This is a genomic window from Ignatzschineria rhizosphaerae (assembly GCF_022655595.1).
Lineage (GTDB): Bacteria > Pseudomonadota > Gammaproteobacteria > Cardiobacteriales > Wohlfahrtiimonadaceae > Ignatzschineria > Ignatzschineria rhizosphaerae.
This window is the reverse complement of record NZ_CP093379.1, coordinates 921,658-944,835: the sequence shown is the minus strand read 5'-3', so window position 1 is coordinate 944,835 and position 23,178 is coordinate 921,658. Positions and strand designations below refer to the sequence as shown.

The following is a 23,178-nucleotide window of genomic DNA, read 5'->3' as shown; positions in this document are numbered from 1 at the left end:
TCTTAAAATTTAATATCACATTAATTTTTTAAAGTTTTATTCGTTAGATAGAACATCTTTTCGTCTTCCGATTTAATCTCTACTATTTCCTTCTCAACAAGCCTCATAACTAATAAGTTATTTTCTACATTATTTTCTATTTTAGGTTTGTTATAGGAATTTTTTCCTAATTTTCTAAATTCATCAGCATCAAAGGTATTAAAGAACTGACGAAGATGAATTTTTCCATTTTTAATAATAGTATTGAAAAAATTATTAATTAACTCAACACGTAATATATCATTTTTCAATTTTCTACAAATATGTAATAAATCTAATCTTGATATTGGAACACTATTTTCAAAATCTGATTTAGTTCCCCAATTAATTCCCTGCAAACAATAAGTAAAAGCTTTAACTTTTAAAGTAATAAATTCATTATTAGAAAATATTGCTTTAAGAAAATCTTTTCTTAATGTCTGACTACCCTCTTCTCCGATCCAAAACCAACTCCTCATCTTTTCTTGAATATCCTCACCTATCTCATCGCCAATTATTCGAATAAGCAACTTATAGTTATTTTCATCATCATCTAATTGTGAAAATAGAGAATTAACTGTAGTGTCATTTAATTTCAATAGTTTATTTTGATATACAAAATGTATTTTGTTCCAAGAGAGATAACTAGTTAACTCAAATGCATTAAACTCTAATGTTTGAACAAAAAAACAGTATGCCTCGTAACTTAGTTCATTATTCAATAAAATAAAATTTAAATAGTTATCTTTTAAATAAGTTGAATCTTGGCAATTTGAGACTAACTCCTTATAATTATTAGAAATGAGTGTGCTAGGGACATCTCCTGTTTTCTTAAAAAATAAATCTATATTCATCCATGTAGCTAGTAATTTCTGCTCTTCATACAATGTTTTATAAAATCTTTTAGAGGCAATATTTAAATCCGGAAGAATAAAGCTAACATTTTCAATAAAAAAATTAGTTAATTCATCATCATCAAAATCTTCCCCCAAAATATAATTGCAAATAACATTATATCTATCCCCATCAACTGCTAACAGCATCTGCTTTTTATCATTATTTTTGATATTATGATTCAAAATAACATGCTCAATAAAAATTTTCTGGCCTTTTTGAAGAATCCATGAGGAGATTACTAGTAATTTAGAATTATCACTCATTCTCTTCCTCCATCTTCAGATAAATCTCATAAATTTTGTTAATTGTCTCTGAAGAAACCTCAATTAAATCTAAATGCATTAATATTTCTAGCTTCTCCCAATCTAATATTTCTAAATCATCTATATTCTCATCACTGACTTTCTCTCCTAATGAACTAACGAGTTCATAATAAATATCTTTATCAAAATTATTATTAAACAATACAAATTTCTTAAGTGAGTTAAAAGCACTAGAAGTTTCAATATTATGATTATATTTATCAATTTCTTTATAAACAGAGCTTAGCCACTGTTCTACTAATTTAGTCTTAACATTTGTAATTGATAACATCCGAAATACATTAAGCCAATTAGCTTCAATAATTGAAGTAATATTTTCCTCTCGGTGCTCCGAGTCCATTTGTAATAATAGTTCATAAAAACTCTGCTCATTCTCATCAATATGAGATAATCTTTCTAAGGATATTTTTATAAATATATCTTTTACAATTGAAATATCCTGTTTCCTTATTAAGTTAAGAACATGACCATTTGTTAAGTGCATATTATTTATTAATAGTAATAAAGCTTCCTTTGATTCTTTTTTGCTTGTTTTTATTAAAACTTTTTTAAAATACTCCACTATATTTTCTTCAATATATTTCCTAATAGGGCTTGTATCATCAAAATTTTCTATCAAACTAGTATAAGGCTTATCTTCTAAAGCTTCTGTGGGTTTTCCATAATACAAATATATCTCAAATATATTTTTAATATCTATCTCATAGGAAGAAGTCTTTACCAAATTATCAAATAATGTTTTAGAAAAAACATCATTATCTAAAAAAGGTTGAGTCAAAGATATCTTAATATTTAAATTGGTGATCCATTCTATGGGGCTCAATCCAGATGATCTTACACCCCATAAAACTCTATCATACGCATTAACAAAATCATCTATTTTTAATAAAATTTTCTTGAGCTTATTACGATTAGACGCTGATAAATTCTCTTCAACTCTTTCATCTATCAAAATGAGTAATAGTAACAATAAATCAATTAAATCATTTGAAGGTTCAGATAATTGTTTTTCACTTATTAAAACAATTAAATTGTTCAATGAGTTATTATTATTTTCAAAAACTACTTTTAAAAAACCACGTAAATCTGAAGGAAAGGCTATTGGACTAGCAATTTGATGAACCTCTTCAATATTTTCACTAACTATACGGTTTGTATTTTTTATACGTAGTTTTTCTGAAATAAAAGATAATAAAAAGTTAAATTTAAAATTTTCTGTTTTTGTGAAATGAAATTTAATTATACCCTTTAAATAATCTTGTTGCTGTACATCATTACTACTAGCGAGATATGAAATTAATGAGAAATTTAAAATACTTTCTGTAGTCAGATAATCATATAATACATCCTTATCCTCTTTCAAGAATCGAGCAATAAGTTCATCATTTAAATCTAAATTAAAAGTATCCAAATAAGGTTTATTATCAGCAATAGCTCTTCTAAAAAAGATTAATTCTTCAGCATTATCATGAGAAAGGGATAAATAGTTAATATAACTGTGGTCTATATACCCTCTTCTCAAAAGCATAAAGATAATTGGCTTTTCTGCATAGTTATCTAATTTTAATTTTTGATTTACTTTATTTCCGACAATCTCTAAATCCTCTGTATTTCCTATTTCATCGTTAGGTAAAGGGTTATAGAAATCTTTTTCCCAGTCATCATTGCGATCTATTTCACGATATATTTTTATTCTATCAGCTAAAGGATAGTGTTTATTAACTTTGGCCTCCAGCGTCATTATTTCTTTTCTTAAGATTATATCCTTTTCCGCCTCTTTCTCTTCAAGAAAAAGCTTCTGTTCATCATACTCATCTAGGTACTGATTCACTGTATCCTTGTGAATACTCGGCGCTTTATAGTTTTGATCATTTACCATAAAAGTTATTTGAATATTTAGTGTCTTATTACGTTCGATTTCTTCGTCAAAAATAGCTACTTTGTTTTGATACGTAAAGTCAATAAATTTATAACCCGTCGAGCGTTTTATAGGTATATTACGAATACTTTCTGGAAATAACAAATTATCAACAATAGATACTTTCAAATCGTCAATCTTCTTGCTTTCTACTGAACTTAAAGAGGTTAATTCTATTTTTTTATCTTTTAAAGTTTTTTCCCATATTTCTATCTGCTTTGAGAAATACTTTTTTTTCCTATAACACTCAATTACTTTACATAAAATACTGTTTTTATTTTTAATACGACCAAAATCTTCGGGCATAAAATTTTTATAAACTACAAGAGCAAAAATTTTTCTAAGACGTTCAAAACTGTCATTATTAATTTTTATATTATCTTTTTTTAAGTAAATTATATATTCATTTAAAATATTGTTTAACAGCCTTTTATCTGTAATATACAAACTTACATCTCTTAATAAATGCCCTTCATCTAATATTTTTAATAAGACAGTATCCCCCATAATAAAATATATACTATCTTTTATTAACTGATAGCTATTCCCATAATCCATCACTGGAATTATTGGTATTATAAAATCAAAAAACTTTACCCGAGCCTCCTGCTCAAAGAACAAGTCATCCTTAATTGCATAAATAAATTTTACTGTTCTAGATACTTGTTCTGAGTTATTAATAAATTGATTAATCTCTCTCAACCTAATTAATATTTCTCTATGTGATAGCCGATCAAGATCTTCAAAAACTACTATCGAATATTGTGTTACTTCAAAAAAATATAATATTTCATCAATAAATAAGTTTAACGGAGAAATTTTAGCTTCACTTTTAAAACTTGCTTTTCCCATAATATCGATAGAATCAATATGTTTGCTAAAAAATAACCGACTATGGACAAGATACTTAGCTAAAAAATATAAAGAACTTATATAAACAGCTATAGAAAATAATATAAACCCATAATTAAGTAGTATTTCTTTGTCAAAAACAAATTTAGCAATATATAGCGATGTTACAAGAATAAAAAAAGTTGCTAACATCACATAAAAAAATGCATTTTCCTCTTTTTGCAAATCAATTTTTTCTATAATTCTTTCAAAACGGCTTTTAGGCACTTTATTAGGATGAACTTGATGAGTAATTTGCTGAAGTATATTAAATTCGATAGCATCAAGATCCAATTCATTTTCTATCACCTTTCCCTTCGAATCTTTTAGATCAAAAGTCGCTAAAGAAATATTTAGTGTTTTATCTTTGAGATTCCGTTTTTCTAAATAACTTTGAATAACACTGCTCTTTCCAGCCCCATATCCTCCAGTAACAGCAATATTTTTCACATCTGAATTATCAGGAGCTAAAGAATAATCGAAAACATCTAAATATGGATTTAATTCATCAGTTAACCTTTCTGGTGTTAACGGTTTAAACCTAAATTTCATTTCATCCATTTTAGTTCCTTGAATGCTAGCTTTATCAAATATATTTTATATAAAAATTACTATTATCTAATTGTAATGATATTTATATTTTAATCTACTCTTAACAAATACATAAATGCCGGAGAATTTACATCCTCCGGCATCTTTGACTTCCTCAAAACATTTTCTTTTTAATCTTCATCAATCCTAGAGCACCACACTATAAAGTCTTGATTTTGATTCTTGGAATCTGTTTTAGGTTTTTGCTGATTTTACTCAGCCATCTGCAAACTGATTTGCAGATTAACTCTCAATCCATTTTGATCTGAATTGATTAGTGTTTGAAATGGCGCATCCCTGTAAAGACCATTGTGATGCCATACTTATTCGCAACATCAATTGAATCTTGATCTTTGATAGAACCACCTGGTTGAATGATTGCTTTGATGCCTGCTTTTGCCGCATTTTCTAATGTATCCGGCATTGGGAAGAATGCATCTGATGCAAGGACGTTGCCTTTTGCTTCTTCACCTGCTTGATCAAGTGCGATTTGTGCTGCACCCACACGGTTCATTTGGCCTGCGCCAACGCCAAGTGTTTGCCCTTCTTTTGCCACAACGATTGCATTTGATTTCACGTGTTTTACTACTTTCCATGCAAATACAAGTGCATCCATCTCTTCCGCTGAAGGTTTACGATCTGTGACGACTGTGAACTCTTCAGGATTGATTGCTGCACGATCTAGATCTTGAACTAACAAGCCACCGTTAACAGCGGTTGTTGTGAGCTTCTCAGCAATGCGCTCTTCTTGTGGGTTGTTCTCAAGAAGGCGGATATTTTTCTTCGCCATAAGAATTGCTTTTGCTTCTTCACTAAAGCTTGGCGCAATGATGATCTCAAGGAAGATCTCGCTCATTTTCTCGGCAGTTTTAGCATCCACTTCCTGATTTGTTGCAATAATGCCGCCGAAGATTGATGTTGAGTCTGCTTCATACGCTTTTGTCCACGCTTCAAAGAGATCTTTCCCTAAACCAACGCCACATGGATTCATGTGTTTTACAGCAACCACAACTGGCTCTTTAAATTCGAGCATGATGTTTACTGCCGCATTTGCATCTTGAATATTGTTGTATGAAAGCTCTTTACCGTGAATCTGTGTAGCATGTGCAAGTGAGTTATTTTGCGCAAGCGGTGTGCGGTAGAATGCAGCTTCCTGATGTGGGTTTTCACCGTAACGAAGACCTTGTTGCTTCTCATAGGTTAACGTTAATTTCTCTGGGAATTTATCGCCAATCTCGTTTGCGAAGTATTGTGCGATAAGCGCATCGTAAGCTGCGGTTGTTTGATACACTTTGAGCGCTAAGCGTTGACGTGTTGCAAATGTCGTATCGCCATTTGCTTTGAACTCTTCGATCACTACATCATAATCTGCTGGATCTGTGATTACCGTCACTGATTCATGGTTTTTCGCCGCACTACGGAGCATTGAAGGACCACCGATATCAATATTCTCAATCGCATCATTATATTTAACGCCAGGCTTGCTGATCGTCTCTTTAAAAGGATAGAGGTTCACAACCACCATATCGATATATTCAATACCGTTATCTGTCATTGCTTTTGTATGAACATCATTTCCACGAACTGAAAGAAGTCCCCCATGAACCATTGGGTGAAGCGTTTTTACACGACCATCCATAATTTCTGGGAAACCTGTGATATCCGAGATATCTTTTACGGCAATGCCGGCATCTGCGATTGATTTCTTTGTGCCACCTGTTGAGATAAGCTCAAAGCCTAAATCTACGAGTTTTGCCGCAAACTCGGTAATACCTGTTTTATCACTTACACTTAAAAGAGCGCGTCGCTTTGTCATGATTAGATCCTGTCCTTTCTAAATAACAACGATAATATTGCAATAATGCTGGAGTATCTGATTGGAGTGACTCATCAGCAATACCGCGTGGGAATGACGACCGTCATGCCCGAATTGGGTTACTCAGAGATTCTCTGAGAAATGTTTGTATCTTGGTTGCTTCAACTTAAGGCTGAAGCAAAGCTGGATCGAATGTTTGCATGCTTGTTGCTATCGCTTGCCAGCTTTTATGAGCCTTTTAGGGCTCCGTGTTTCAACTTCTGCTTTCATCTAGTTGCTTCAATTTAGGGCTGAAGCAAAGCTGGGGCGAATGCTTGCGTGCTTGTTGCTATTTCTTGCCAGCTTTTATTAGCTTCCTAGACTTTCTAGGCTCTATTTTTTATCTTGATTATTACATTTCAGTTACTTCAATTTAAAGCTTTAAAGCTCCTGTTTTACAACTTTTTGGCATTTAAAATCCCATTCGGAATTTCACCAGATGGGATATCAAATATTTAGTTTTTAAACAATTTTGCTAAAGTTCGGGGATATAGTTGATGCTCTATGTGATGCACCATCTCCATCACCTCAAACTCTGTTTCTCTGCCTGTTAAGTGAATGGATTCTTGAGCGATCAATTGCCCTGTATCCATGCCGGCATCGACATAATGAATGGAAACGCCAACAGTTTTCTCACCTGCTTCTAAGGCTTGCTTCACCGCATCTTTGCCTTTATATGCCGGCAATAGTGAAGGATGGATATTAATGATCTTATTAGGATAAGCGCCTAAAAGTGTTTCTCCTAAAAGGCGCATATATCCTGCTAAAACGACCCACTCAACCCCGTGCTTTTGAAGATTTTCGACAATCATCGCTTCATAATCTGCTTTTGACGCGTAATCTTTTGCAGAAAAGACGAGAGTAGGAAGACCCTTCTTCTCTGCTTTTTCGATCACTTTCGCGCTCTTTTTATCGCTGACTAAAAGCTTAATGTTTGCCGGCAAATCTCCATTTTCAACCGCGTTGATGAGTGCGTCGAAATTTGATCCCGTTCCTGATGCAAAAATTGCAATATTTTTCATAACTGCTGCTATACCTTATTGATAAGCCTTAATAAATATTATTTACTCAAACTTATTTTCATGTAAGCCTTATCTAGTAAGGCTTACTCATTCAATCTTCTTTAACAAATATGATGATAAAGATGATGAATACTATTCGATTTCAACTTTACCGGTTTCAGTGATTTCACCAATTAATGACGCCTTTGGTAGAAGTGAAAGCGCTCTGTCTGCAACTGAAGGATCCACAACGATCATATAACCGACGCCCATATTAAAGACTGTGAACATCTCTTTATCTGAGATTCCTGCTTTTTCTTGCAAGAATGGGAATACTGTGGGCTTTTTCCATGTTGATTGATCAAACTTTGCCCCTAAATTACCAGAGAGCATTCTTGGCACGTTTTCAAAGAAACCGCCGCCAGTGATATGCGCCATTGCATTTACCTTAACTTCTTTAAGAAGTGCTAATACTTCCTGCACATAGATCTCTGTTGGCGTTAAAAGCACTTCGCCAAGCGGTTTATCAAAGCCTTCATAGGTTGTATGGAAATCTAAACCTTGCTCTTTAATGATATGACGCACTAATGAGAAACCATTACTATGAACGCCACTTGATGGTAAACCAATGATTTTATCGCCTGGTTTGACATTCGCTTTGGTAACACGCTCATCTTTCTCCACAACGCCTACCGCAAAGCCGGCAATATCATATTCGCCATCTTGATAGAAACCCGGCATTTCAGCTGTTTCTCCGCCAAGAAGTGCGGCGCCTGACATTTTAGAACCTTCCGAAACGCCTTTAACAATCGCTTCAATCTGCGCTGGGTCATTCTTACCACAAGCAATATAATCTAAGAAGAAGAGCGGCTCAGCGCCTTGCGTTAAGATATCGTTAACACACATCGCAACGGCATCAATACCGATTGTATCGTGGATATTCATCTCAAAAGCGAGTTTCAATTTTGTACCAACACCATCGGTGCCTGATACTAATACGGGCTTTTTATAGTTGAGTTCTGAAAGATCAAATGATCCGCCAAAATCCCCAAAAATATCCATTGCACCAATGCGCATTGTGCTCGCAACGTGCTTTTTTATACGCTCAACAGACTCATAACCCGCTTCAAGGTTTACGCCTGCCTTTTTATATGCATCACTCATGCTCTTTTCCTTTAAAATCTTGCTGTCTTCAATGGATTCCAACAGCTATTTCAATATTAATTGTAGGATTCACTCATATAACGATCTTTGATGAGTTTTATGAATGAACCTGATATCTCTATAATGCCATCACTACCAATATTATGGATAATACCGTTTATGCTTGCTTACCATTTTTAAAGCTTTCAGCACTTAAATCCGTGGGGTACTCACCAGTAAAGCAAGCCATACAAACACCACAATTAGGGCCTAAACTCTTTGAGCGTTGGAGGGCTTTTACGGTCCCTTCTCGGCTTAAAAACTCTAATGAATCGGCTTTAATATGGCGACGCATCTCTTCTAGATCGAGTTGATGAGCAAGGAGATCTTCACGATGAGAGGTATCAACGCCATAAACGCATGGATACATAATGGGCGGTGATGAAACTCGCATGTGAATCTCTGTCGCGCCGGCATCACGAAGCATCTGCACGATTCTACGGCTCGTGGTTCCACGTACAATCGAATCATCAATCACGACTAAACGTTTGCCCTTCACCACCGATGGAATCGGTGCAAGCTTCATGCGAACCCCTTGCTCACGAAGGGCTTGGGTTGGCTTGATGAAGGTTCTCCCAACATAACGGTTTTTAATGAGTCCCATCTCATTTGGTAAGCCGGCTGCTTCTGCATAACCTGTTGCCGCAGAGATCGAAGAATCGGGAACCCCGATCACCATATCGGCATCTACATGGGATTCATGATAAAGCTCAATCCCGCTCTGCTTTCTAAAACTATGGACATTACGCTCTTCAAGATCACTATCTGGGCGTGCAAAGTAGACATACTCCATCAAGCAGATCGCATGAAGACAATCATCTGTGAAGAAGGTGGACATAATCTTGCCATCTTCCACATAAACGATCTCGCCCGGCATCACATCACGAATATAAGTAGCACCGACAATCCCTAAAGCACAAGTTTCTGAAGCAAAGACATAACCACCATCAGTTAACTTCCCGATACAAAGGGGGCGAATCCCCTTACGATCACGAACGGCGTAAACGCCACTATCATGAAGGATAAAGTAGTTAAATGCGCCTTCTAACTCTAAAAGAGAAGCTTTTAAGCGATCTAAAAATGCTCCTTTTTTACGGCGCATTAGATGGACTAAGATCTCAGCATCGCCGGAAGCGTGAAATACACTTCCCTGATCTTCTAGTTCGCTACGAAGCGCAATGGTATTCGTAATATTGCCGTTATAAGCGATGGCAAACTTCTCATCACTCATCTTCATCATGAGCGGCTGAACGTTATCATAGCCTTTTGCGCCATTTGATGGATAGCGGATATGTCCGACACTATAACTTCCCGAAAGCTTACCAAGAATGGCAGGATCAGAGACAACGTCTGTTAAAAGACCTTCCCCTTTAATCGTATTAATATCGCCATTAGCGTTTAATACGGAGATTCCTGCACCTTCTTGACCACGGTGCTGCAAACTATGCAGCCCGTAATATGTCAGAGAAGCGGCATTTGGATTTCCAATAACCGCAAACACTTATTTCTCCTTGCGAGCGAGTAAACGCTTATGGATTTCACGGTAAGCATCAATCACGTTACCTAAATCTTGGCGGAAACGGTCTTTATCAAGCTTGCTGTGCGTTTCAACATCCCATAAGCGGCATGTATCTGGGCTGATTTCATCCGCAAGGACGATTTTGCCTTCAGGATTACGGCCAAATTCTACTTTAAAGTCCACAAGCTCAATACCAATCTCTGTAAAAAGTGCGATTAAGAGTTGATTGGTTTTACGAGCCTCGTTTGAAATCGTCTCAATCTCTTTTTCTGTTGCTAAGCCAAGTGCGAGTGCGTGATCTGTATTAATTAATGGATCATTGAACTCATCTTTTTTATAGCAGAACTCTAAGATTGGCGGATTAAGCTTTGTACCTTCTTTAATCCCTAAACGACTTGTAAGTGAACCCGTTGCGATATTACGCATGATCACTTCTAATAAGACGATATCAATCTTCTCACAAAGCACATCTCGGTCATTCACTTGTTTAATGAGATGCGTTTTGATGCCATTTTCAATGAGATAATCAAAAATCATGGTTGAAATTGCAGCGTTTAAAACCCCTTTATCTTCAAACTGAGCTTTCTTCGCGCCGTTACCTGCTGTTGCATCATCTTTGTAGTGGATTAAAACCTCATTAGGATTATCCGTGCTATAGATCTGCTTTGCTTTGCCTTCGTATAACAATTCACTGCGTAATTCTGACATGTTTAATACCTTCTGCTCGTAGGGTTATTTAGAAGTGACAAATGCCACTGCATTTTCAAAAATTGATTGCGCTTTATTACCGGGGATATTGAGGAATAATCCTGCTTCATAACGCTCTGAGTGCGCCATTTTCCCAAGAATTTGACCATTCGGGCTTGTGATTGCTTCAATTGCAAACCCTGAAACGGCTGGGTTAAAGGTGCTATCTAATGTAGCGCGCCCTTTATGATCCACATATTGCGTGGCGATTTGACCATTTGCTTTTAACGTTTCAAACATCGATTCTGAGATCACTAAACGACCTTCTAATGCCGCAAATGGTAAAACGTGTTGATCGCCAACGCTTTCATTTGCAAACCATGGTGAAGCATTATTCACAACTTCTGTCGTCACCATTTGCGCTTTGAATTCACCATGATGGTTCATCGCTAAGATCGCTTCGCTATTATCACGGAACTCCCCATAAGGAAGTAATCCTGTTTTCATCAATGCGTGGAATCCAGCATTAATACCAAGGATTAAGCCACCCTTTTTGATGAAGTTTTCAACAGCAACTTTAATCTCTGGACGCTCTAAGAAGAGTGCCATTGTTGATCCTGTGCCTGCGGGCTCTTCTGTGCTTGCAAAGCCTGAAGCAAGTGCGAAGATTTCGGCAGCTTCCAAGCCTTTAATAAATTTCTCAATAGAAGCTGTGTAATCTGCTTCTGAAAGCAGAACAAGTGGCTGAACATTGGCATTTGCTCCTGCCTTTTCAAAGGCTTTAGCAACATCATATTCACTATGCGTACCCTCAAACACAGGGATAAATACTGTTGGTTTTGCTACTTCTAAGCGATTAATGGTGCCTTTAAGGTCCGCCTTTTGAATCTTATCAACAAATCCTTCGCTCTTTTGATAGATCGGATAGATCGTCTCAAAACGATCTTCAGAAGCAGCTTGAAGCGTTGAGCCTAAAATCGTTGTTTGCCCATAATCAAAACGATATTCACTTAATGTCGTCCCGATTGCGATGTAATCTTCTGATGCCGGCAATGCTTGACGGGTTGTGATAACAAATGCGCCATATTGCGGGCGGAAAAGATCATGAGAAGAGATATTCTCAATATTTGCCCCGATTCGGTTACCAAAACTCATTGCAGCTAATGCTTCAGCAACGCCACCTTGACGCACTGAAATTGCAGCATCAATGTGATATTGAGCATTAAGCGTTTGGAACAGTTCAAAGTTACGTTTGATCTCATCATAAGGGATGCGACCTGTCACTTCTTCTTTAACAGGAAGAAGGTAGATATAATCGCCACTCTCTTTAAACTCAGGTGAAAGTACATCTTCTGTTTTTACGGTTGTCACCGCAAATGAGACTAATGTTGGTGGAACGTTAATATCTTCATACGTTCCACTCATACTATCTTTCCCACCGATACTTGGCACATTAAAGGCTTTTTGTGCATCAATTGAGCCTAAAAGTGCAGCAACCGATTTACCAAAACGCTCTGGCACGCCATCAAGACGCTCAAAGTACTCTTGGAAAGAGAGACGGGCTTTTTTAGGATCTCCACCCGTTGCTACAATACGAGCCAATGATTCAATCACCGCATAAGCAGCGCCATGAAACGGTGACCACTCTCCGATATAAGGGTTATAACCATGTGCTAAGATTGCGGCTGTTTGTGTTTCACCATTTTCGACTTGGATCTTCTGAATGGAAGCCTCCGAAGGTGTTGCTTGGCATTTACCACCAAATGGTAATAGGACTGTTGATCTACCAAGTGTTGAATCGAAGTTCTGATTCATCCCTTTTTGGCTCGCAATATTCATATCCGCAAGGAGTGATTGCCATGCGCTAGCCACATCATCACTATTTACACGTTGTAAAAGTGGCGATGGTTCATTACTATCCACGACTTTTGCTGTCGCTGTTTTACGAATACCATTAGTATCTAAGAATGATCTTGCGATATCTACGATTTTCTCGCCTTTCCACTCGATCACTAAACGTGGATCTTCGGTAACTTTCGCAACAATCACTGCTTCAATTGATTCTTCTTTAGCATATTCAATAAATTTTGCCGCATCTTTCGCCGCCACTACAACTGCCATACGCTCTTGCGATTCAGAGATCGCTAAGTCTGTGCCATTAAGCCCTGCATATTTTGTAGGGACTTTATCAAGGTTGACATAAACGCCATCTGCTAACTCACCGATTGCGACAGATACACCGCCGGCACCAAAGTCATTAGATTTCTTAATAAGCGTTGTCACTTCTTTTTTACGAAAGAGACGAAGAATTTTGCGCTCTTCACTTGCGCAACCTTTTTGGACGTCCGTTCCTGCAGTTTCAACAGTCTCTACAGTTTGCACTTTAGAAGATCCCGTTGCGGCGCCCACGCCATCACGACCTGTTTTAGCACCTAAAAGAATAATCGCATCGCCATCAACTGGCTTTTCACGAACGACAAAGTCTTCTCTTACAGCGCCTACAACAGCGCCAAGCTCCATGCGTTTTGCCACAAATCCTGGGTGGAAATACTCTTTTGCAAATGCGGTAGTTCCACCAATTTGGTTTGCGTATGAGCTATTACCTAATGCTGCAACACGGCTTATTTTACGTTGCGGCAATTTATTAGGAAGAGTTTCAGATACAGGTTCTAAGATATTACCAGCACCTGTGATACGCATGCCTTGATAAACATACGCACGGCCTGATAATGGGTCACGAATCGCCCCGCCCACACAAGTATTCGCACCGCCATAAGGCTCGATCTCTGTTGGGTGGTTATGCGTTTCATTTTTAAACATTAATAACCATGGCTCTTCAACGCCATTCACATCAACCTTGACTCGTACAGAACACGCATTCACTTCATCAGACACTTCCATATCCGCAAGTTCACCAGTTTTACGCTGATAACGACCAAATACTGTTGCCATATCCATTAATGTTTCAGGGCGAGCTTCAATGCCCGTTTCACGGCGAAGCGCTAAGTAATTATCATAAGCCCCTTGTAGCTGCTCATGAAATTGACTTGCCGAGAAATCAACAGATTCAAGCGATGTTTCAAAAGTCGTATGGCGGCAATGATCAGACCAATAGGTATCTAATACTAAAAGCTCAGTTTCGGTCGGATTACGGCCTTCTGTTTTAAAATATTTTTGAATATGCTCTAAATCTTCAAATTCCATGGCAAGCCCCATCTGCAACTTGAACTCTGCAAGTTTAGAAGCTGTCATATGAATGAAGTCTTTGACTTTTTCCACGGCTTTAGGCGCTCTTGTATCAACAAAACGGGTGTCGTTAATTTCAAGAGAGAGATCTTTTAAGCGGGAATTGATGGGATTGAAGAGATAGTTTTGAATTTTTTGAAGATCTTCAGAAGAGAGATCTTGGTTAAAGCCGTAAAGAAGAGATGTCGAGACTTGAGTTTTGTGAGATGCGCCAACCATTTTAAGAGCAAGCTCTGCGCTATAGGCTTTTTGATCATATTGCCCTGGTAGCCATTCAATCGCAAAATGGGGCATATTCTTAAGCTCTGCCATCATGACAGCTGGTTCAATTTCATGATCACGCGTTTTTTGCATTAAAACACTACGCGCCTTATCAAGGTCTTTATCAGCCAAATCGAAAAGGTCATATACTTGAATAAGTCGCACTTTTGTTAATGTCTGAATATTAAGCGCTGTTTTAAGCTCTCTTAATAAGGCACTAGCTTCAGTTGAATAGTTCGGCGTACTTTCAATATAAAATCTGCGTTTCATTGGAATCCTTGAGTGTCATTTTATACAAAACTGTCAGTCATAGCTTTTTCAAAAGATTCGAGCCCTTTTGAACCCGTAAAGGTGACATGACCCATTTTACGGTTATTCTTAAATTCTTTTTTCCCATAAAGATGAAGATGCGCATCTGGAGACATCTTTGGGATATAATCAAATAAAAATTCTTTATCTTGCCCTAAGATATTAAACATCACGGTTTTCTGTAAGAGCGTTGTTTCACCAAGCGGTAAACCACAAATAGCGCGAATATGTTGCTCAAACTGGCTTGTGGCGCAACCTTCAATTGTGAAATGTCCTGAGTTATGAGGTCTTGGCGCTAGCTCATTCACATAAACGGTTTCCCCTACCACAAATGCTTCCATTGCCAACGTTCCCACAATGTTATGTGTCTCCATAAAGGTTTTAAGCATCTCATTGAGGGTCGCTTCAAGCTGAGGCGTTACTTTTTCACCGCCAGCGGTTGTCTTAAAGAGAATATTATTGACATGCCAATTCTCGGCAATGGGGAAATGGCGATATTCACCATTAATTGAGCGTGTGCCAATAATCGAGCACTCCCAATCATAAGGGATAAACTTCTCAGCCACACAAGGGATGCCATAAAGCGTTGCGACTTTTGCTAAATCAGCATCACTTCTCACAACCACTTGCCCTTTTCCATCATAGCCCCCTTCTTGGGTTTTCACCACAAAAGGAAAACCAAGGGTATTAACAGCGTTTTGAATCTCTTCTTCCACCGCTTCAAGCACAACATAAGGCGCAACAGGAAGCCCTGCTTTCGTTAAAGCAGCCTTTTCGCGTTTTCTATTTTGTGCTAAATAAAGCGGTAATTCCCCTTGCGGAATATTGTGATATTCCCCATTTAATCTTTTAACGAGCGCGGCGCTGATATTTTCAAACTCATAAGTGACAACATCACATCGAGAGATGAGTGTTTCGTACCCTTCCTCATTTGAAAAGCCCGAGACAATATGTCCATGAGATGCCGAGACTGCCGGCGCATCTGAAGCAGGATCTAAGGTGATAACATAGTATCCCATCCTATTTGCTGCTTCTGCTAACATTTTACCTAGTTGCCCACCACCAATTATGCCAATCGTTTTTCCGGGTAAAATGTGCATGATGACTATCTCTCCTCTATAGTGCTATCAGCTAAAACATTCTCGGTTTGATTTTTACGGAATGCCTTGAGCTTATCATTAAGTTCATCGTTTGTTAGGGCTAAAATTTGTGCTGCAAACAATCCGGCGTTTTTAGCGCCTGCATCACCAATTGCCATCGTTGCAACAGGAATGCCACCTGGCATCTGCACAATGGAATAGAGGGAATCAATACCACTGAGTGTACTGGTCTTAATCGGTACACCAATCACCGGCAGTGGCGTTAAGGATGCAACCATCCCCGGCAAGTGCGCAGCACCGCCTGCACCTGCGATAATCACGTCAAAGCCTGCTTCTTTTGCATTTAAAGCAAACGAAATCATATGCTCTGGCGTTCTGTGTGCAGATACAACTTTCATGTCATAGGAGATGGAAAATTGGTTTAGCATGTCAGCGGCATTCTGCATTGTTGGCAGATCGCTTTTGCTTCCCATAATAATGGCGACTTTCTGTTTTTTCATTGAGAAATTCAATCCACAAATAGATAGATATCAACCGGAGCTAGATGCCGGCTTTGAGTGACTGATTCTATATTGAACCTTGATTTTAGTCAATAGCATTTCTGCTCTTTTTTGGCTAACTATTGCCCTTTTATTTAAATGAAAACCATTCTCAAGACAGTTGATAATAAAAGATTTTTTAGCCAAAGATACTTTCTAAAAAGCCATCCTTTTTACCGATCAATAGCAACATAATAAATGATGATGATCCCCTCTTAAAAAAGAACGTAAAACTTTAAGTAATCCTACTTATACTCTCTGCATTTTTTATAGTATAGCTATTACGTATTAAATTCCGATACGAACTGAAAAAGGCTTAAAACTGCTGGCATGTAATTTCTAAAAGCATGCAAGCATTCGACCCAGCTTCTCATCAACCTATTTTAGGAGGATGACTAACTAATAAATTTTGACCTCTGATTTTATTTGGAAATCACTATAAATTCGGTTCAAGAAAAAAAAATCTTCAATAACTGATACGAGACTTTAGAAAGAACACGAAATATTCCAGCCTTATATAAATCTATAAAGGTATTTATTAAGCAATACTTGCAAGATGCCAGATAGGACATATTGTCTTATTATTAATAGTCAATGCGCTGAGATTTAAATTAGTCTATATCATATAAATATATAGGATCGGTCCCTCAAATAACTCTAACCACGCCAAAAGGTATATCTATTTCACCTTTTACTACAACTTAAAGAGAGATAGCCGCTACTTAAAATGCCCCCTTTAAAATTATAGATACAATTTTAAACCACAATATGATTCAATATTCATAGATGAGTTATCTTATTAATAGCACCATCTATTACGCTTTCTATATTCTTTCTCTATACTTTGATGATCATAATCCACTAACTCGACAATATGACAAACACGGCTCTTACTATCATATTTACCGCACTCTTTAGTGCGCTGATTCTTTACCTCTTTTTTTATCACTATCAAAAACTGAGAAAGTCGCGCCGGCTTTGTGATACCGCATTTAATGATGTTGAGAACTTACAAGCGCAGCTTATCGCACGCTCAGCTCCGGTGATTGCTATTACGCAAAAAGTCTTACGAGATGAAACAGAGCTATTTGAAGAGATTAAGATTATTACCAATTCTCAAGGACCTCGCTCACTTGAGGAGCGCATTCATAGTATTTTACTCTTAAGACATAAACTCAATAAGCTTCATCGCCGCTCTTTAAGTCATGTAGAACTTAAAGATCATGCTGAACTTAATGCGCTTTGGATAAAAGTGGAGATTACCAACCGTAATATTGATGAATCAGCGTCCTTTTATAACGATGCCGTTCATGATTATAAAGAGCTGATCTCACAGTTCCCAGCGTCTATGCTTGCAGATATTTTACAATATCCAACGTATCATCGTATTTAATGGTAGTTTTTTAGCGCTATTGGAATCTATTAATATACTGTGTAGCACTTATGATAAGGAGCTTATGGGTTTTGACTAAACGACTCTTTCACAATTTATATCTGTTATTAATTCTTTTTGGGATGCAGCTATTGATTAGTCAAGGGGCAATGGCACAAGCATTCCCATCTTATAACTGTGAAACGGATTTTTCTATTTCTACTCAAACCTTTTGTGAGCAAGATAAACTAGACAAAATCGAAAGTGAATTAAAAGAGCGTTATCAAAGGCTTTTAGAGCTATTACAGCAAAGTAGCGAGTTTTACGCTCATAAATATAAAGATGCCTATTATGATAATTTTGAGATGCCTTATGATGTCGTTAAAGAAGAACTTATCAAATCACAAGTGCTATGGCAGCAGTATGTGAAAAATGAGTGCCAAGTTGTCCTTAAAATGAGTTCTCGCGGCACTGCTAAAAATATCCTAGAGCTTCAATGCCGGCAAAATTACTCACATAAGCGCCTTCAAATATTAAATGAGTATTTTGAGGAAGTTCGCCTTGATGCAACTTCCCTTCTAGAAATGCCGCTATAATGATCTCTGTCATTCTTTTTATACGCTTCTTTTTATCTCCATAAATGCGTACAATACGGCTCTTGCACTTCTCATAGACAATGCGCCGGCAATCTAATTAAGTGACTTTTAAACCCATTTTACGATAATAAATAGGAGCTTACATATGGATAGTTATCAATCGCTATCAGCAAAAGTGTATCAACTCGATAAACCTGTTGGCACTTCATTTGGAGATATTGAATTTTATGAAGCGTGCCTTAAAAAGCTTAAAGTTAAAGGCCCGATCTTAGAACCAGCTGTGGGAACAGGTCGTTTATTAATCCCGCTATTAAAAAGTGGCTTTGATGTAAAAGGCTTTGATCTCTCACCACAAATGCTTACTATCTGCCAAGAAAATCTTACAAAGCACGAAGAGGATCCTGCAAGAGTCTATCAAGCAAGTTTTAGTGATTTTCACTATGATGAGAAATTTTCCGCAATTATCATCCCCTCAGGGACTTTTTTGCTAATGACTGATAATAGCGAGATACAGATAGCGCTTGATAACTTTTATCAACATCTATTACCGCAAGGCATGCTTATTTTTGATCTTTTTTTGCAGCCAGATTTCCAAGTAGGACGGACACAAGTTCGAGAATTTAAGGTTGATCTACAAGAAAAAATCACTCTAACAATGACAGAATCTGCCATTGATCATCTCAATCAAGTGACAACAACTTATCATCGCTATGAGGTATGGAAAGATCATCAACTCGTTGAAACAGAGCTCGAATGCTTTAGGCTCAAATGGTTAGGATTGCAAGAAATTGACCTGCTCCTTCAACGAACGGGTTTTAAAACCATTCAAATCATTGCCAATTATGATGAAACACAAAGTCCCACTAATGCTACAGATACATTGACGGTAATTGCGACTAAATAATCACTAAAATACTTGAACTATTGAAGCATCAAAATAAAGAGGAATATTATCTAGGGGATACATCATCATTATTCCTCTTATTCTGCTCTTACTCCTCATAATGGCGGCGATAATTGCTTTTATCATTGCTGGCATTAAAACATTCGTAACCGGTAGAAGCTTTCGAAAAAGCTTTGTTCATCTATTTTGGGAACTGTTTCTTCAATTGATTAACCCTTTAGAATGGTTTAATCGATTTTAGCCCTTGACCTTTTTCCTCTTCAACAAACATACTAACTATCCATCATGACTCAATCCTCTGATACGCCCATTTTTAATGCTCTCTCCCCTAAATTTACGCGCAATATTTATGATTCATTTAAGGGAAAACTACGCTTAGCGATTTTAGAGCGAGATTTTGCAGCACTTAACCTTCATGAAAAACCATTAACGATCCTAGATATTGGTGCAGGACAAGGACAATTTGCCGCGATGTTAGCCGCAAAAGGACATCACTTAACGTTGATTGAGCCTGCCATTGAGATGTTAGAGCTTGCTAAAAACCGCTTTAAAGAAAAAGAGTTAGAAGGAATCTTTCATCATCATTTTTTAGAAGAACTCCCCGAGCTCCCTCTTCCGCAATATGACCTTATTACTTGCCATGCGATGCTAGAATGGCTCCCTGAACCCACCCATTTTTTTGAAATCATCAAACCTCTTCTCAAAAAGGGGGGAAAACTCTCCCTGCTATTTTATAACCGCGAAGGATTAATCTACCACAATCTCATCCGGGGGAACTTTCACTACGTAGAACGAGGGAACTTTAGTGGTGAGAAAGGTGGGTTTACCCCGATCTCCCCCATTGCCCCCAGCGCTTTAGAGAGGCTTTTACAAAGCGATTACCAGATCCTCAAAAAGAGTGGCATTCGCACCTATTATGACTTTATGAATCCTGAAGCTCGCAATCGCATTAACGAAGAGGATCATTTAAAAATGGAGCTTCAATACTCTGAAAGAGCGGAATATCTGCCCCATGCACGCTATCTACACTGGGTACTTGAGAAGATCTAAAATCATCACCGATCACAAGAAAGAATTGATTTTGCATCATTGAAGCCCTATCCTGTATTTTCGTAAAGAATGATTATCAATACCTCTTACTCGTGAGATAAATCCTGTGCACCTTTCCAATCAGTCAAGCTATTTACCCTATAAATGCCTGCGATGGTCATTACTGCTCTCCCTTTTAGCAGTGGCACAAGCGGATGTGATTTTTCTTCAAAATGGGGATCGTATCTCTGGCAAAATTGTCTTAATTGAGGATAATACCGTTCATGTTAAAACGGATTATGCGGGTACTTTAAAACTTAAAAGTCGCAATATCGTGCAGTTTTCCTTAGAAGCGCCGATGTCTGTGAAAGAGAGTCGATTTACAGAGAGTATTCCCGCCACTGAGGTCGTTTATGATATTTCCCGAAAAGGGGCTGAAGATCGGCTTTTTATTAAAAGCCATGGAATCCCAAAATCGATTCCTTTTAATAAGGAATTAGTCGTTGCGAAAGTTAATGGCGCCACTTTAAAAGCGCAAGCCCTTAAGCACTCCGGCAATGTTGATCTCAGTGCAAACTTTGACCACGATAGCTCGAAGACAACACGTTACCGCTTTAAAGGTAACTACAAGTTAGAACATGGTTTATGGCGACATGGCTTTTCGGGTAATTTTTATCGCAAACGAGATAACGATAAAACAAAGAGCTATTACTATAATACAGGCTACTCCGTCGACCGCTTCTTTACTCGTAATTTCTTCTGGCAAGGCTCCGTTGATTATCAATATGATTGGGTGGAAGATATTCGCGAAAATCTTCTTGTGGGTGCAGGGCCCGGTTGGCAGGTTTGGGATAATGCTCGCTCAAGTCTTTCCTTAACCACGCTTTTAAACTATCAAGAACTGCATTATAAAAAAGGGGATAAAACACAAAACCCCCAAATAACTCTTAAATGGGATTACCAGCAATACCTTTTTAATCAGCAATTTAAGTTTTCAAGCACGGGGACTGTGGGCCGAAGTTTTAACCAAGATGTCACTCTAGATCTCAATCTTAACGCGACTCTTGCCTATAAACTAACCGATTCCCTCTCCCTTAATACGGGCTTTCAATATGAGCGCTTAAAAGCAAAACGGGGAGATTCTAAAAATAGAAGTTTATCCCTTGGCATTGGTTACCAGTGGTAGTGACACTTTAATGATTATCACCTGACTTTAATCGTATTCGTATTGGTCGATATCCAATCTATCAATAGAAAAACAAGTCTTAAATCGCTGACACGGGATTTTAGCAAAAACATGAAACATTTCCGCAAGCCTTACATCAATCTATAAAAGCACCTATTAAACAGTGCTTGTAAAATGCTGGATAGAACATATCTCTTACTGTTAATAGTCGATGTGCCAGCATTTAAATCAGCCAGCAACCTATTTTGAACCTATTTCACTATAGATCAAAAAATGATCAAACTTAGTGATCTCCATAACTATAGTGAAATCGGTTTAAAGTCACTGAATCAGATTACCGCAGCGCATTGATTATGAGAAGCACAAGAATAGTTCTATTCGACAGCATCAAGCTAATTTAATACATACTCTGTACTCTTAATACTTTTAAAATAGTGTTTCTTGAACCGAATCTACTATAAATCACTTCAGTTACTACTTTAATTATAATAATCGCCCATTATGATATCGATTACGGATATCACTAGCATATCCTCGACTATCGACTTTAAAGCTATTAGGAGAAGCGCCCTCAATTTTCTGACCACGATAATAGACATTCCAAACATCTTTAGCATAGCCTAAACCAAGCACTTCAAACCTTGAAGCAGTCGCTCCCGCAATCTTCGTTCCTCGATAATAGACATTCCAAGTATCTTTAGCATAGTTTGACGCTAATACTTCAAAGGAATTCCCTCTTGCATCCGCAATTTTTTGCCCTTGATAATAGGCATTCCATGTATCTTTCGCATAACCATAGCGTAATGCTTCAAAGGAGCTTGCATGCGCGCCCTCTATTTTTCGACTGCCATAATAGACATCAAATGTCGTTTTCGAATAAGGATAACGCCTAACTTCACTTGTCAAATCACTGTCATGTAGAAGATCATCGAGTAATTCATCGCGGCGATCTTTCTCCAGTAACAACTTCTCTCTTTCAAGCTTTAGTCGCTCTTCTTGTAATTTCTGTGCATTAATTGCAGATTTTCGTTGTTGATCAAAAGCCATATCTTGCTGTAGACCTGCCACATTTTGTGGGTGAGAGGCACCGATTGTCGACATCCGCATTAATGGATCTATTTTTATGTTATCTGGGTAATTTTGCTCAGCGCCGCTCATCCATACCGCTTTACAACGATCAATAGATAAAAGATCATTAGCACCCATCTCTTCTCTATCATAACGATAAATTACCGCAACAGGCGTTTGCCCTTTTGTCACGCCATCACAGACAACCGTTGCCGACTCCGGAAAAGATTGATAAGTCACAATATATCCGCTAGCCGCTCTAGCCATGGGATAACTTGCGCCCTTTGTGGCTAAGCATCCGGATAACACCAAAGGAACACCCAATATTAGAACCCATCTTTTCATATTTTTTTAATTTCCCGACCCTATTACCAATAACCCATTACCAATAATCCTCAAAAAAGGGATTTTAGCTATCAAACGATCTCAACATCTTAAAACATCTTAAAACATCTTTTTAAGACTGCCACAATCCGTTCTATCTGCCTGATTATAATTGAATTCTCTATTTTTGTATTTTCAAAATCATCCTGATTATTGATCTCCTACAATTAAACTCATGACTCCTCTATTTCTTAAACAAAATGTTAGTCCTTATTAGTTTTTAATGAAAATTGATGATGCTTTTTCCCTTCATTTTTTGTGATTTCGATGATTTTTTTAAA

16 protein-coding genes are annotated in these 23,178 nt (G+C 37.4%); 5 read left to right on the top strand and 11 right to left on the bottom strand.

The genetic code is table 11. From position 1 onward, the window contains the following. Positions 1-20: 20 nt before the first annotated feature. From MMG00_RS04080 to purE, 10 genes are all read right to left on the bottom strand, one after another. Positions 21-1,178 (bottom strand): hypothetical protein, encoded by a 1,158-nt coding sequence (locus tag MMG00_RS04080; protein ID WP_242151779.1) that lies wholly within the window; start codon positions 1,176-1,178, stop codon positions 21-23. Then, positions 1,171-4,608, bottom strand: coding sequence for a YobI family P-loop NTPase (locus MMG00_RS04075; protein ID WP_242151776.1), 3,438 nt, complete (start codon positions 4,606-4,608; stop codon positions 1,171-1,173). The genes MMG00_RS04080 and MMG00_RS04075 overlap by 8 nt, the downstream gene beginning before the upstream one ends. Before the next feature lie 304 nt (positions 4,609-4,912). Beyond that, on the bottom strand, positions 4,913-6,454 hold the full coding sequence (gene purH / locus MMG00_RS04070; RefSeq protein ID WP_242151773.1) for a bifunctional phosphoribosylaminoimidazolecarboxamide formyltransferase/IMP cyclohydrolase: 1,542 nt from the start codon (positions 6,452-6,454) through the stop codon (positions 4,913-4,915). 494 nt (positions 6,455-6,948) lie between these two features. Then, entirely contained in the window at positions 6,949-7,515 is a 567-nt protein-coding gene (purN, locus tag MMG00_RS04065) for a phosphoribosylglycinamide formyltransferase (protein WP_242151770.1), read from the bottom strand. A 132-nt stretch (positions 7,516-7,647) separates the two neighbouring features. Then, a complete protein-coding gene (gene purM / locus MMG00_RS04060) occupies positions 7,648-8,658 on the bottom strand; it encodes a phosphoribosylformylglycinamidine cyclo-ligase (protein ID WP_242151767.1) in 1,011 nt (336 codons plus the stop codon). 157 nt (positions 8,659-8,815) lie between these two features. Next, positions 8,816-10,198, bottom strand: a complete 1,383-nt coding sequence (gene purF / locus MMG00_RS04055; RefSeq protein WP_242151764.1) for an amidophosphoribosyltransferase — start codon at positions 10,196-10,198, stop codon at positions 8,816-8,818. Next, positions 10,199-10,924, bottom strand: a complete 726-nt coding sequence (gene purC / locus MMG00_RS04050; RefSeq protein WP_242151761.1) for a phosphoribosylaminoimidazolesuccinocarboxamide synthase — start codon at positions 10,922-10,924, stop codon at positions 10,199-10,201. A 24-nt stretch (positions 10,925-10,948) separates the two neighbouring features. Beyond that, positions 10,949-14,680 carry a phosphoribosylformylglycinamidine synthase gene (locus tag MMG00_RS04045; RefSeq protein ID WP_242151758.1) on the bottom strand — a complete coding sequence of 1,244 codons (3,732 nt, stop codon included), beginning with the start codon at positions 14,678-14,680 and terminating at the stop codon, positions 10,949-10,951. Positions 14,681-14,700: 20 nt separating this feature from the next. Then, positions 14,701-15,819: a 5-(carboxyamino)imidazole ribonucleotide synthase gene (gene purK, locus MMG00_RS04040; protein WP_242151755.1), complete on the bottom strand. Its 1,119-nt coding sequence runs from the start codon at positions 15,817-15,819 to the stop codon at positions 14,701-14,703. 5 nt (positions 15,820-15,824) lie between these two features. Then, positions 15,825-16,319 carry a 5-(carboxyamino)imidazole ribonucleotide mutase gene (gene purE, locus MMG00_RS04035; RefSeq protein ID WP_242151752.1) on the bottom strand — a complete coding sequence of 165 codons (495 nt, stop codon included), beginning with the start codon at positions 16,317-16,319 and terminating at the stop codon, positions 15,825-15,827. Between the two features lie 913 nt (positions 16,320-17,232). Here purE and MMG00_RS04030 point away from each other — a divergent pair. The 5 genes from MMG00_RS04030 (at position 17,233) to MMG00_RS04010 (ending at position 21,445) form a co-directional block, all read left to right on the top strand. Beyond that, entirely contained in the window at positions 17,233-17,751 is a 519-nt protein-coding gene (locus MMG00_RS04030; RefSeq protein WP_242151750.1) for a LemA family protein, read from the top strand. A gap of 71 nt (positions 17,752-17,822) precedes the next feature. Continuing rightward, positions 17,823-18,326 (top strand): lysozyme inhibitor LprI family protein, encoded by a 504-nt coding sequence (locus MMG00_RS04025; protein ID WP_242151746.1) that lies wholly within the window; start codon positions 17,823-17,825, stop codon positions 18,324-18,326. Between the two features lie 145 nt (positions 18,327-18,471). After that, positions 18,472-19,230: a class I SAM-dependent methyltransferase gene (locus tag MMG00_RS04020; protein ID WP_242151742.1), complete on the top strand. Its 759-nt coding sequence runs from the start codon at positions 18,472-18,474 to the stop codon at positions 19,228-19,230. 285 nt (positions 19,231-19,515) lie between these two features. Further along, complete coding sequence (locus tag MMG00_RS04015; protein WP_242151740.1) at positions 19,516-20,280, top strand: methyltransferase; 765 nt, start codon at positions 19,516-19,518, stop codon at positions 20,278-20,280. A gap of 196 nt (positions 20,281-20,476) precedes the next feature. Further along, positions 20,477-21,445 (top strand): DUF481 domain-containing protein, encoded by a 969-nt coding sequence (locus MMG00_RS04010; protein ID WP_242151737.1) that lies wholly within the window; start codon positions 20,477-20,479, stop codon positions 21,443-21,445. A gap of 483 nt (positions 21,446-21,928) precedes the next feature. Here the strand turns inward: MMG00_RS04010 and MMG00_RS04005 are convergent, their stop codons facing one another. Then, positions 21,929-22,858: a DKNYY domain-containing protein gene (locus MMG00_RS04005; RefSeq protein ID WP_242151734.1), complete on the bottom strand. Its 930-nt coding sequence runs from the start codon at positions 22,856-22,858 to the stop codon at positions 21,929-21,931. Positions 22,859-23,178 lie beyond the last annotated feature (320 nt).